This window comes from Pseudonocardia sp., assembly GCF_025465255.1.
Taxonomy (GTDB): Bacteria; Actinomycetota; Actinomycetes; order Mycobacteriales; family Pseudonocardiaceae; genus Pseudonocardia.
In genome coordinates, this window is record NZ_JAODNI010000148.1 from 1 (window position 1) to 12,601 (window position 12,601).

The 12,601-nt window shown below is 72.2% G+C and carries 11 protein-coding genes and 1 pseudogene; all 12 read left to right on the forward strand.

Annotation, left to right across the window (positions count from 1 at the left end; genetic code table 11):
- On the forward strand, nt 1-723 hold a 723-nt coding region (locus tag JWP64_RS18225), incomplete at its 5' end, for a hypothetical protein (protein ID WP_297498606.1).
- Between the two features lie 113 nt (nt 724-836).
- Nucleotides 837-3,485, forward strand: coding sequence for a valine--tRNA ligase (locus tag JWP64_RS18230; RefSeq protein WP_297498609.1), 2,649 nt, complete (start codon nt 837-839; stop codon nt 3,483-3,485).
- Nucleotides 3,482-5,014, forward strand: a complete 1,533-nt coding sequence (locus tag JWP64_RS18235; RefSeq protein WP_297498612.1) for a folylpolyglutamate synthase/dihydrofolate synthase family protein — start codon at nt 3,482-3,484, stop codon at nt 5,012-5,014. The genes JWP64_RS18230 and JWP64_RS18235 overlap by 4 nt, the downstream gene beginning before the upstream one ends.
- Nucleotides 5,011-5,406 carry a DUF4233 domain-containing protein gene (locus JWP64_RS18240; protein WP_297498615.1) on the forward strand — a complete coding sequence of 132 codons (396 nt, stop codon included), beginning with the start codon at nt 5,011-5,013 and terminating at the stop codon, nt 5,404-5,406. Before JWP64_RS18235 ends, JWP64_RS18240 begins: the two co-directional genes overlap by 4 nt.
- 135 nt (nt 5,407-5,541) lie before the next feature.
- Nucleotides 5,542-5,952: a nucleoside-diphosphate kinase gene (ndk, locus tag JWP64_RS18245; protein ID WP_297498618.1), complete on the forward strand. Its 411-nt coding sequence runs from the start codon at nt 5,542-5,544 to the stop codon at nt 5,950-5,952.
- A 95-nt stretch (nt 5,953-6,047) separates the two neighbouring features.
- Complete coding sequence (locus JWP64_RS18250; RefSeq protein ID WP_297498620.1) at nt 6,048-6,356, forward strand: hypothetical protein; 309 nt, start codon at nt 6,048-6,050, stop codon at nt 6,354-6,356.
- Between the two features lie 50 nt (nt 6,357-6,406).
- Nucleotides 6,407-6,499 (forward strand): annotated as a pseudogene (locus JWP64_RS18255) (ABC transporter); the annotation flags it as partial.
- A 75-nt stretch (nt 6,500-6,574) separates the two neighbouring features.
- On the forward strand, nt 6,575-7,366 hold the full coding sequence (locus tag JWP64_RS18260) for a hypothetical protein (protein WP_297498623.1): 792 nt from the start codon (nt 6,575-6,577) through the stop codon (nt 7,364-7,366).
- 58 nt (nt 7,367-7,424) lie between these two features.
- Complete coding sequence (gene dapA / locus JWP64_RS18265) at nt 7,425-8,303, forward strand: 4-hydroxy-tetrahydrodipicolinate synthase (protein ID WP_297498625.1); 879 nt, start codon at nt 7,425-7,427, stop codon at nt 8,301-8,303.
- Nucleotides 8,304-8,795: 492 nt separating this feature from the next.
- Nucleotides 8,796-10,745, forward strand: coding sequence for a TIGR03960 family B12-binding radical SAM protein (locus JWP64_RS18270; protein WP_297498628.1), 1,950 nt, complete (start codon nt 8,796-8,798; stop codon nt 10,743-10,745).
- Complete coding sequence (locus JWP64_RS18275; RefSeq protein WP_297498631.1) at nt 10,738-11,268, forward strand: GNAT family N-acetyltransferase; 531 nt, start codon at nt 10,738-10,740, stop codon at nt 11,266-11,268. The genes JWP64_RS18270 and JWP64_RS18275 overlap by 8 nt, the downstream gene beginning before the upstream one ends.
- A 181-nt stretch (nt 11,269-11,449) precedes the next feature.
- On the forward strand, nt 11,450-12,601 hold a 1,152-nt coding region (locus tag JWP64_RS18280), incomplete at its 3' end, for an amino acid permease (RefSeq protein WP_297498635.1).

Sequence of the window (12,601 nt, forward strand, 5' to 3'; positions counted from 1 at the left end):
CACGGTGCACCGGACGAACGGAGGGCGCGGATGCGCACGGTCTCGGCCATCGGCAGCGCCGTCCAGCGGTTGTTCCGCCGGGCCGCCCCGGTGCAGGTCGCCGCGGTCCGGTCCCTGAACGGCCCCCGCCGCGCGCTCGTCACCGACGCGCTCGGCGAGAAGCGGCACGAAGGCGCGAAGCTCGACCAGGTCGACGGCACGACGTGCGGAAGCGCGGTCCTGGTCGCCCTCGCGACCTGGGCCGATCCGGCGGAGCTGGAGAAGCTCGAGGTCCGGGAGACCACGCCGTCGGGGATCGTGGACGGGTTCGCCGCCCGCTACGACGGGCTGCAGAAGCGGGTCCACCGGCAGACCAACCGGCTCTGGCCGCAGGCGCTGGGCACCACGCCGTGGGCCTTCGCGGGCTGGCTCCGCAAGCACGCGCCGGGCGTCGGCCGGTACCGGGTCCGGTTCGTCGACGACCTGTCCGGCACCGACGTGGACCAGGTGATCCGGGAGATCGAGGCCGCGCTCGGCGCCCGCCGCCCGGTCCCCCTGCTGGTGGGAGCCGGGGTCCCGCGGCATTACTGCCTCGCCCTGCGCATCTCCGACGACGGCACGTGGCGGGTCTACGAGCCGAGCAGCGCCACCGTCCGCCCCCTCGACCCCGCGGCGATCCGCGAACGCCGCCTCGCCCCGATCCTCGGCTTCGACCGCCTCCACACGGCGTTCCTCCCGAGGTGACGCGCGGCCCGGGACCCCGACTCGCGTGGTCCCAGATCCCGACTCGCGGGGTCTGAGATCGCGACTCGCGGGGGTGGGGAACCGGGGTGCGCGAGGCTCGTAGACTTGACAGCGTGACCGAGACCCTTCCGCCGCGCCCGATCAGAGGCGCCACTGCCGACCTCCCGCCCAAGTGGAACCCGGGCGAGGTAGAGGCCGGCATGTACCGGCGGTGGGTCGAGAACGGCTACTTCACCGCGGACCCGGACTCCGGCAAGCCGCCGTACAGCATCGTCATCCCGCCGCCGAACGTCACGGGCAGCCTGCACCTCGGGCACGCCATGGACCACACGCTGATCGACATCCTGACCCGACGCCGCCGGATGCAGGGCTACGACGCGCTGTGGCTGCCGGGCATGGACCACGCGGGCATCGCCACGCAGAGCGTCGTCGAGCGCCGTCTCGCCGAGGCCGGTGAGCCGGGCCGCCGTGAGCTCGGCCGCGTCGAGTTCGTCCGGCGCGTCTGGGAGTGGAAGGCCGAGTCCGGCGGCTCGATCCTGGGTCAGATGACCCGCCTCGGCGACGGAGTCGACTGGTCCCGCGAGCGTTTCACCCTGGACGAGGGGCTCTCCCGCGCCGTCGGCACCGTCTTCAAGAGGATGTTCGACGACGGCCTCATCTACCGCGCCGAGCGCCTGGTCAACTGGTCGCCCGAGCTGCAGAGCGCGATCAGCGACATCGAGGTGGACCACAAGGAGGTCGAGGGCGAGCTCGTCTCCATGCTGTACGGGGACGGGGAGGACGCCATCGTCGTCGCCACCACCCGGGTCGAGACGATGCTGGGGGACACCGCGGTCGCCGTCCATCCGGACGACGAGCGGTACGCCCACCTGGTCGGGAAGACCATCCGGATGCCGATCACCGGGCGGGACATCCCGGTCATCTCGGACCCGTACGTCGACCCGGAGTTCGGCTCCGGCGCCGTCAAGATCACCCCGGCGCACGACCCGAACGACTTCGAGATGGGCCGTCGGCACGACCTGCCGATGCCCACGATCATGGACGAGGCCGGCGTCATCGCCGGGACGGGCACGCGCTTCGACGGCATGGACCGCTTCGAGGCGCGCGTCGCCATCCGTGAGGAGCTGGCCGCGCAGGGCCGGATCGTCGCCGAGAAGCGCCCCTACCTGCACTCGATCGGCCACGACTCACGCACCGGCGTCCCGATCGAGCCGCGGCTGAGCCTGCAGTGGTTCGTCCGCGTCGAGTCCCTCGCGAAGGCCTCCGGCGACGCGGTCCGCTCCGGCGCCACCACGATCCACCCCGCCGAGATGGAGTCCCGGTTCTTCGACTGGGTCGACAACATGCACGACTGGTGCATCTCCCGGCAGCTGTGGTGGGGCCACCGCATCCCCGTCTGGTACGGCCCGAACGGCGAGATGGTCTGCGTCGGCCCCGACGAGGAGCCGCCGACGGGCGAGGGCTGGCGGCAGGACGAGGACGTCCTGGACACCTGGTTCTCCTCCGGGCTGTGGCCCTTCTCGACGCTCGGCTGGCCGGACAAGACGCCGGACCTCGAGCGCTACTACCCGAACTCCGTGCTGGTCACCGGCTACGACATCCTCTTCTTCTGGGTCGTCCGGATGATGATGTTCGGCATCTACGCGATGGGCGAGGCGCCGTTCAGGGACGTGTACCTGCACGGCCTGATCCGGGACGAGCACGGCAAGAAGATGTCGAAGTCCAAGGGCAACGTCATCGACCCGCTCGAGCTCATCGACGCCTACGGGGCGGACGCGCTGCGCTTCACCATCGCCCGCGGCTCGAACCCGGGCACGGACATGTCGCTGTCGCACGAGTGGGTCGCCGGCTCCCGCAACTTCACGACGAAGCTGTGGAACGCCACCCGGTTCGCGATGGCCAACGGCGCGTCCCCGGCGCTGCCGCTGCCCGCCGTCGAGGACCTGACGGACGCGGACCGCTGGATCCTCGGCCGGCTGCGCGAGGTCCGCGAGCAGACGGACGCGCTGCTGGAGGACTTCCAGTTCGCCAAGGCCACCGAGGGGCTCTACCACTTCACGTGGGACGAGCTGTGCGACTGGTATCTCGAGCTCGCCAAGCCGCAGTTCGACGACCCGGCGACGGCGGACGGCACCCGCGCGGTCCTCGGCCACGCCCTGGACGCGCTGCTGCGGATGCTGCACCCGATCACCCCGTTCGTCACCGAGGCCCTCTGGACCACCCTCACCGGCGGCGAGACCGTCGTGACGGCGGCGTGGCCCGGTGAGGACACCGGCCTGCCGGTCGACGCCGGGGTGGTCGCGCGGGTCGAGGCGGCGCAGAAGCTGATCACCGAGGTTCGCCGGTTCCGCACCGAGCAGGGGCTGCCGGACCGACGCTCCGTCGCGGCGCGGCTCGTCGGCCTGGACGCGGCCGGGCTCGAGGCGCACGGCGCGGCCGTCCGGTTCCTGACCAGGCTGGACCGGGCCGGGGACGACTTCGCGCCCACCGCCACCGTCGACGTCACCGTGGCCGGGGGCAAGGTCCACGTCGAGCTGGACACCTCCGGCGCGATCGACGTCGCCGCCGAGCGGGCCCGCCTCGGGCGGGACCTCGCGGCCGCGCAGAAGGAGCTGGACCAGGCGGACAAGAAGCTCACCAACCCGAAGTTCACCGAGAAGGCCCCGGCGAACGTCGTCGACGGGATCCGCGGGCGCCGCGAGGCGGCGGTCGCGGAGATCGAGCGGGTCTCCGGCCGCCTCGCCGCGCTGCCTGCGTCATGAGCCGCGACGACGAGGAGCGGGGCGAGTACCCGGACGAGTTCCCGGACCACCCCGAGGAGCTGCCGGAGGGCGAGGGCGCGGTCCCGACGCCTGAGGGTGACGTCCAGGACGCGGTGATCTCCGCGGTCCTGGAGCAGATCCGCGGCGGCGAGACCCCGGACGTCGTGCCGGCGCAGTCGTCCGTCGCGGGGTACGCGGAGTTCCTGGCCGTCGAGGCCGTGCTGGACAAACGCTGGCCCGAGACGGTCATGGAGCCGTCGCTGGAGCGGATCACCGCACTCGTCGACGTGCTGGGGGAGCCGCACCGCGGGTACCCCGTCGTGCACCTGACCGGCACGAACGGCAAGACGTCCACGGCCCGGATGATCGACGCGATCCTCACCGAGGTCGGCCTGCGCACCGGCCGCTACACGAGTCCCCACCTGCAGCGGGCCACCGAGCGGATCAACCTGGACAACCGCCCGGTGACCCCGGAGCGGTACGTGCAGATCTACCGGGACGTCGCGCCGTTCGTGGACCTCGTGGACGCCAAGAACGAGGTCCCCCTCTCGAAGTTCGAGGTGCTGACGGCGATGGGCTTCGCGGCGTTCGCGGACGCGCCCGTCGAGGCGGCGATCGTCGAGGTCGGGCTGGGCGGGCGCTGGGACGCCACCAACGTCGCCGATGCGGACGTCGCCGTGCTGACCCCGATCGGGCTGGACCACGCCGAGTTCCTCGGCACGGACATCCTCGGCATCGCGCGGGAGAAGGCCGGGATCATCAAGCCCGGCTCCGTGGCGATCCTCGCGGCCCAGGACAAGGCCGTCGCGGAGGTGCTGATCGAGCGCTCCGCCGAGGTGGGCGCGCAGGTCGCGCGGGAGGGCGCCGAGTTCGGCGTCCGCGAGCGGGAGATCGCCGTCGGCGGGCAGCGGCTGGAGCTGCAGGGCCTCGGCGGCCGCTACGAGGACGTCTTCCTCCCGCTGCACGGCGAGCACCAGGCGTCGAACGCGGCGCTGGCGCTCGCCGCCGCGGAGGCCCTGATCGGGGCCGGCCCGAAGCAGCCCATCGACCCGGACGTGGTGCGGGCGGCGTTCGCGTCGGTCCGCTCGCCGGGCCGGCTCGAGGTCGTCGCGGGCGGTCCCGGGGTCCCGACCGTGCTGCTCGACGCCGCGCACAACCCGCACGGCGCCCGCGCCCTGGCCACGTCGCTGATGTCGGAGTTCCGGTTCACCCGGCTCGTCGCGGTCATCGGCATCATGAAGGACAAGGACGCCCGCGGGCTGCTCGCGGAGCTGGAGCCGGCGGTGCACGAGGTGGTCATCACGGCCAACTCGTCGCCCCGGGCGATGGACCCGGACGAGCTGGCCGGGCTGGCCGTCGAGGTGTTCGGCCGGGATCGGGTGAGCGTCGAACCCGACCTCCGCACGGCGATCGAGCAGGCGGGGGAGCTGGCCGAGGAGGCCGGGGAATCCGGTATCGGGGTGCTCGTCACAGGTTCCGTGGTGACGGCCGGTGAGGCGCGTTCCGTGTTCGGGCTGGAGCCGTCGTGAGCGAGCAACCTGCGATCAAGCCTCCCGCGAAGGACCCGATGAAGGGCATCCGCGGGATCTTCGCCGCGGTGCTCGTGCTCGAGACGATCGTGGTGCTGCTCGCGCTGCTGGTCGTCTCGAAGTTCACGGTCGGGGCGATGAACGGCGTGGGGCTCACCCTCGTCCTGGTCCTCGCGGTGCTGATGGTCGTCGCGTGCGGGGTGCAGCGGAAGCCGTGGGGCCTGCCGTTCGCCCTGGCCCTGCAGGTGGCGCTGATCGCGTGCGGGTTCATCCACGTGTCGCTGGCCGCCGTCGGGGTGATCTTCGGGCTCGTGTGGGTCGCGCTGCTGCTGATGCGCCGGGACGTCGCGGGGAAGATGGCGCGGGGCGAGCTGCCGAGCCAGCGCCAGTAGGTCCTCCTCGCGCCCCTTCGCTCTGCGCACGCCACCGCTGCCCGCCGGCGCGGTCCCGGCGCCCTGTGGCGCCGATGTGCGCAGAGCAAAGGTCCCGTGACGGAGATCGTCCGGGCGCTCGATACCCTGATCGGCGTGATTGAACGCACCCTGGTCCTCGTCAAGCCCGACGGCGTGGCACGCAAGCTCGTCGGTGAGGTGCTCGCCCGGATCGAGCGCAAGGGCCTCGACCTCGTCGCCCTCGAACTGCGGACCGTCGAGCGCGAGCTCGCCACCCAGCACTACGCCGAGCACGACGGCAAGCCCTTCTTCGAGTCGCTGCTGGAGTTCATCACCTCCGGCCTCGTGCTGGCGGCGGTCGTCGAGGGCCCCCGCGCCATTGCGGCGTGGCGCCAGCTCGCCGGTGGCACGGACCCCGTCGAGAAGGCCACTCCCGGCACCATCCGGGGCGACTTCGGCCTCGAGACCCAGCTCAACCTCGTCCACGGCTCGGACTCGCCCGAGTCCGCCGCCCGCGAGATCAAGCTCTGGTTCCCGAACCTCTGACGGCGGGGGCCGGGATCGCCGGCCCGCACCGCGTCGTACCCGGGGCGACGGCGCTCGGTGACCTCTGGGTCGCGGTGACCCGCGCCGGCGGTGCCGTGGGTTTCACCCCTGACGCCCTGGAACGGGACATCCGTGCGAAGGCGGAGGCGGCGATCGCGGACGTCGGGGCGGGCCGGGCGCACCCGCTGGTCCTGGGCGAGGCGGCCGACCTCGGCGGCGCCGTCGACCTCGCCCGCGCCCTCGGCCTGGAGCAACTGCTGCTCTCGACCCGCGGCGGGACGCGGCTGCCCGAGTTCTACGTGAAGCAGGGCTGGACCGAGGTCGGCGTGTTCCCGGGCGCCCTACGCCTCGGGCCCGACGACGTCCGGGACGAGCACTGGTTCCAGAGGCAGCCGGCGGACTGAGCGTTTCCGTCGGGGGTCCCGGTTACCGTGATCCCGACTCCTGGCAGGACTTCGACCTGGTCACCCTGGCCGTGCTGCCGATGTTCCTGTTCGCCACCATGTTCTACCCGCTGTCGGTCTGTCCGCGGAGGTTGCAGCTCGTGGCTGGGGGCGCTCCTGCTCCGGTGACGGGCCCGGACCGAATGGCCGTCACACATCCGCGGGGTGAGGATGGCGCCATGACCGTCCTGACCCCGCGTGCCACCACGGCGGACCTCGTCCGCGGTGTCGTGGTGGCCGTACTCGCCGTCGCCCAGCTCGTGATCTCCGGGCTCGGTGGCAGCGGCGTCGTCGGCGAACCCGTCGGCGACGTCGCCCGCTCCTATGCCACCCCGTTGCTGGCCGCGAACTGGGCGTTCGCGATCTGGGGGCCGATCTATGTCGGCTTCCTCGCCTACGCCGTCTACCAGCTGCTTCCCGGCCAACGAGCACGCACGATCCACCGGCGGACCGGGTGGTGGCTGGCCGCCGCGGCCGTCGCGAACCCGCTGTGGATCCTCACCTTCGGCAGCCGGCACGTGTTCCTGGCCGAGATCCTGATCATCGTGCTGCTGGCGATCCTCGCGCTCGTGTTCGGCCGGCTGAGCCACGAGCCGGCGGAGGGCAGGCTCGAACGGATCGTGTTCCGCGGGACCGTCGCCGTGTACACGGGCTGGGTCTCCGTGGCGGCGGCCCTCGGCACGGCGGCCACCGGCGTCCGGATCGGGCTGCCGGGGGACGGCGCGCTGGCGGACGTCGCCGCCATCGTCGTCCTGCTGGTCGTGGCCGTGATCGCGACGGCGGTCGTCAACGCGGGGACCGCCGTCGTCGGGTACGCGGCCGCGGTCGCCTGGGCCCTGGCCGGGGTCGCGGCGGCGGGGCCGCCCGTGCCGGTGGTGGTCGCGGCGGTCGTCGCGCTGGCCGTCGTGGTGGCGACGACGATCCGCCGGGTGAGCAGGTCGGTGCAGCCGGCCCGGCTGGCCTGGGGCTGAGCCGCTCGCACTTGCTACCGTCGGCCGTCACCACCTGAGCGTCCGAAGGGCCGAGCACATGATCACCGGTAGTCTCGTCGCGCTGGTCACCCCGATGCGGAAGGACGGCACGATCGACCACGGGGCGCTGGAACGGCTGGTCGAGCGGCAGATCCGGGCCGGGACGTCCGCGATCGTCTCCGTCGGCACCACGGGGGAGTCCTCGACGCTGACCGTCGAGGAGCACACCGAGGTCATCCGCCGCACCATCGACGTGGCGGACGGCCGCGTCCCGGTCATCGCCGGCACCGGCGCGAACAACACCGCCGAGGCGATCCACCTCACAAAGGCGGCGGCCAAGGCCGGCGCGGACGGCGCCCTGCTCGTCACGCCGTACTACAACAAGCCGCCGCAGGAGGGCCTGTACCGGCACTTCAAGGCCGTGGCCGAGGCCGTGGACCTCCCGCAGTACCTCTACAACGTCCCCGGGCGCACCGCGTGCGACATGCTGCCGTCGACGGTCGAGCGGCTCGCGGAGGTGCCCAACATCGTCGGGCTCAAGGAGGCGCTGGGCGACCTGGACCGGGTCCGTGACCTGGTCGCGCTGGGCCTCGACGACTTCGCGCTCTACTCCGGCGACGACGCCACCGCCCGCGCCAGCATGCTGATGGGCTTCCACGGGGACATCTCGGTGACGGCGAACGTCGCGCCCGAGGCGATGGCCCGGATGTGCAAGGCCGCGGTCGCCGGGGACGCCGAGGGCGCCGCCGCGATCGACGCCGAGATCGCCGGGGTGCACCGTGCCCTCTTCGTCGAGGCCAACCCGATCCCCGTGAAGTGGGCCCTGGCCGAGATGGGCCTGATGGACCACGGCATCCGCCTCCCCCTCGTCCCGCTCGACGAGTGGCACCACGAGGACGTCCGCGCCGCCCTCCGCGCCGCCCACCTCCTCCCCTGACGACCCCGCGAGTCGCGCTCTGCGACCGGGCGAGTCGCGGGTGCGACCGGGCGAGTCGCGCTCTGGGACCACTCGGTCCACAAGATGCGCGCGGACAGGTCGAGCGAGCCAGGTCCGTGGTCCGATCCCGCTCCGCCACGCACACCGGGAGCTGACGGGCGCCGCTGTCCCGCCCGTCTCGCGGGACAGCGACCGAACGCATGACGCCGCGTACATCCTCGTCGTCGAGCCCCGTGCGTCCACCGACCCGATCCGACGGCGGCGGGCGCAGGAAGTCCGGGAGGTGCAGTCAGGAGACCTTCCCGGTCCGGTTCACCGGGCCGGAGATCCCGACTGGCGACACGTCAGATCCCGACTCGCCCGGCTTCAGATCGCGACTCGCGGGGTGGGCGATCCCGACTCGCGCGACCGGAACCGCCGACTCGCGGGATGATCCCGGGCTGGTTTGCCCGGTCGGCGGGTGGCCGCGGCGCGGGGCTACCCTGGGTCGGCGTGAGCCCCGCGTCCGTCTTCCCCGCCCTGGAGCCCCTGCTGCCCCGGGTGTCCAAGCCCGTGCAGTACGTCGGCGGCGAGCTCAACGCTCAAGCCAAGGACTGGGACACCGCCGAGGTCCGCTGGGCGCTGATGTACCCCGACGCCTACGAGGTCGGGCTGCCCAACCAGGGCGTCATGATCCTCTACGAGGTCCTCAACGAGCGTCCCGACGCCCTCGCCGAGCGCTGCTACGCGGTCTGGCCGGACCTCGAGGCCCTCATGCGGGAGCACCGCGTCCCCGCCTTCACCGTGGACACGCACCGCCCGGTCGGCGCGTTCGACCTGCTCGGCGTGTCCTTCTCCACCGAGCTCGGCTACACGAACCTCCTCACGACCCTGGACCTGGCCGGCGTCCCGCTGCACGCGCAGGACCGGGACGAGAGCCACCCCGTCGTCGTCGCCGGCGGGCACGCGGCGTTCAACCCGGAGCCGATCGCGCAGTTCGTGGACGTCGCGGTGCTGGGCGACGGCGAGGAGGTCGTCGGGGAAATCACGGACGTCGTCAAGGCGTGGAAGGCCGAGGGACGGTCCGGTGGCCGCGCCGAGCTGCTGCTCCGCCTGAGCCGCGCCGACGGCTGCTACGTCCCGTCGCTCTACGAGGTCACCTACGGCGACGACGGCGCGATCGAGAGCGTCAGCCCCACCGACGAGCGTGTCCCGGGCACGATCCAGAAGCGCACCACCAGCGACCTCGACGAGTGGCCCTACCCCAAGGCGCCGCTGGTCCCGCTGGCCGAGACCGTGCACGAGCGCGCCAGCGTCGAGATCTTCCGCGGCTGCACCCGCGGCTGCCGCTTCTGCCAGGCCGGGATGATCACCCGCCCGGTCCGCGAGCGGTCCCTGCAGGGCATCGGCGAGATGGTCGACTCCGCGGTCCGGGCCTCCGGCTTCGACGAGGTGGGCCTGCTGTCGCTGAGCAGCGCGGACCACTCCGAGATCGCCGAGATCACCAAGGGCCTCGCGGACCGGTACGAGGGCTCGAACACATCACTCTCCCTGCCGAGCACGCGCGTCGACGCCTTCAACATCGACCTCGCGAACGAGATCTCCCGCAACGGCCGCCGCTCCGGGCTCACCTTCGCCCCCGAGGGCGGTTCCGAGCGGATCCGGCGTGTGATCAACAAGATGGTGTCGGAGGAGGACCTCATCCGCACCGTCTCCGAGGCGTTCGCGCAGGGCTGGCGGCAGGTCAAGCTCTACTTCATGTGCGGGCTGCCCACCGAGGAGGACGAGGACGTCCTGGAGATCGCGGGCATGGCCCACCGCGTGATCAAGGCCGGCCGCGCGGCGTCGGGCCGCAACGACGTCCGCTGCACCATCTCCATCGGCGGGTTCGTGCCCAAGCCGCACACCCCGTTCCAGTGGGCCGCGCAGGCCCACCCGGACGTCGTCGACGCCCGGCTGCGCAAGCTGCGCGAGGCCGTCAACAGCGACCGGAAGATCGGCCGCAACATCGGCATGCGCTACCACGACGGCCAGCCGTCGCTGATCGAAGGCCTGCTCGCCCGCGGTGACCGCCGGGTCGGCGCGGTGATCGAACGGGTCTGGCGCGAGGGCGGCCGGTTCGACGGCTGGAGCGAACACTTCTCCTACCAGCGCTGGATCGACGCCGCGGCGGCCGAGCTCGAGCCGAGAGGTGTCTCGCTGGCCTGGTTCACCACCCGCGAGCGCGACGGCGACGAGGTCCTCCCGTGGGACCACCTGGACTCCGGGCTGGAGCGGGACTGGCTCTGGGACGACTGGCAGGACGCGCTGGCCGGCAACGAGCAGGACGACTGCCGCTGGACCCCCTGCTTCGACTGCGGCGTCTGCCCGTCGACCGGCACGGACATCGAGGTCGGACCCAGCGGGACGACCCTGCTCCCGCTGACGGTGGTGAACCCGGTCGGGCGGGAGCTGGGTGCCTGAGCTCGGCCCCGGTTCACGTGAGGCCCCCGGCTCGAGGACGATCGGTGTCCGGGTCGCGGACGAGCGGGACGGCGCCGCTCTCGCCCAGCTCCGCCGCGTGTGGGTGGAGGAGCGGACCGGCCGGCCCGTCGACGACCCGGGGTTCGAGGCCGGCTTCGCGCAGTGGTGGCGCACCGAGCAGCCGCGACGGACGTTCTGGCTGGCCGAGGTCGGCTCCGAGCGCTCCGGGTACACCGCCATCGGCTCGATCAACGTCGTCGAGATCGTGCACATGCCGCGTCCGGGCGGGCGCGGCGGGCGGGTCGGCCAGGTCGGCAACGCGTTCGTGCTCAACGCCTTCTCCGACCAGGGTGTCCCGCAGGCGCTGCTGGAGGCCGTGATCGTGCACGCCCGGGAGCGCCGCTACCGCCGCCTCGTCCTCGCCCCGACCGCGCGCAGTCTCGAGTTCTACCGGCGCGCCGGTTTCCGGCCGGCGGGGGAGACGCTCCTCGCGCTCGACCCCGGCGAGTTCGACCCTGGATGAGTTCTCCGCGAAACGGATCACCCGGACAGCGGAACCGGCTCCCGACGGCGACCCGGGCACCGCGGACCTAGCGTCCGGAGATCCGCGCCGATCTCCATGCGGGCGCACGGGAGTGGTCACCGGACGTCCCCGACCGCATGGGCAAGCGCTTAACCACACCTGATGCGATGGGGGTTCTTTCATGTCGGTGTCCGAGGACGCGGCGGCCGGGCGGCCCCGGAGTCTCGAGGGCCGAAGCAGGTTCGACCACGAGGACGCCGGCTACCACAAGGGGCTGAAGAACCGTCAGCTCCAGATGATCGCGATCGGCGGCGCGATCGGCACCGGCCTGTTCCTCGGCGCCGGCGGTCGGCTGAACCAGGCGGGCCCGGCGCTCGCCGTCGTCTACGCGATCTGCGGGTTCTTCGCCTTCCTCATCCTGCGGGCGCTCGGCGAGCTGGTGCTGCACCGCTCGTCGTCCGGCTCGTTCGTCTCCTACGCCCGTGAGTTCTTCGGCGAGAAGGCCGCCTACGCCGCGGGTTGGATGTACGTCCTGAACTGGGCGTTCACCTCGATCGTCGACGTCACCGCGGTCGCCTTGTACGTGCACTACTGGGGCGCCTTCCAGGCGATCCCGCAGTGGACGATCGCGCTGATCGCCCTCGTCATCGTGCTGAGCGTGAACCTGGTGTCGGTCAAGGTCTTCGGCGAGATGGAGTTCTGGTTCGCCCTGGTCAAGGTGGTCGCGCTCGTCGCGTTCCTGGTCATCGGCGTCGTGTACCTGGCGGGGCGGTTCCCGATCCAGGGCCGGCCGGGCGGCCTCGCGATCCTCGCGGACAACGGCGGCATCCTGCCCAACGGCATCCTCCCGGCGGTCCTGGTCACCCAGGGCGTCGTGTTCGCGTACGCCGCGATGGAGCTGATCGGCACCGCGGCGGGGGAGACGGAGGACCCCGAGAAGATCATGCCGCGGGCGATCAACTCGGTCGTGCTGCGGATCGCGATCTTCTACGTCGGCTCGGTGGTGCTGCTCGCGCTGCTGCTGCCCTCCACCGCCTACGAGGCGGGGACGAGTCCGTTCGTCACGTTCTTCGCCGCGATCGGCCTGCCGGGCGCGGGATCGATCATGAACGTCGTGGTCCTGACGGCCGCCCTGTCGAGCCTGAACGCCGGGCTCTACTCCACCGGCCGGATCCTCCGCTCGATGGCGATGAACGGCTCCGCACCGCAGCTCACGGCCCGGATGTCCGGAAGCGGCGTGCCCTACGGCGGGATCGCGCTGACCGCGTGCGTGACGCTGCTCGGCGTCGGCCTCAACGCCGTCGTCCCCGAGGAGGCGTTCGAGATCGTGCTG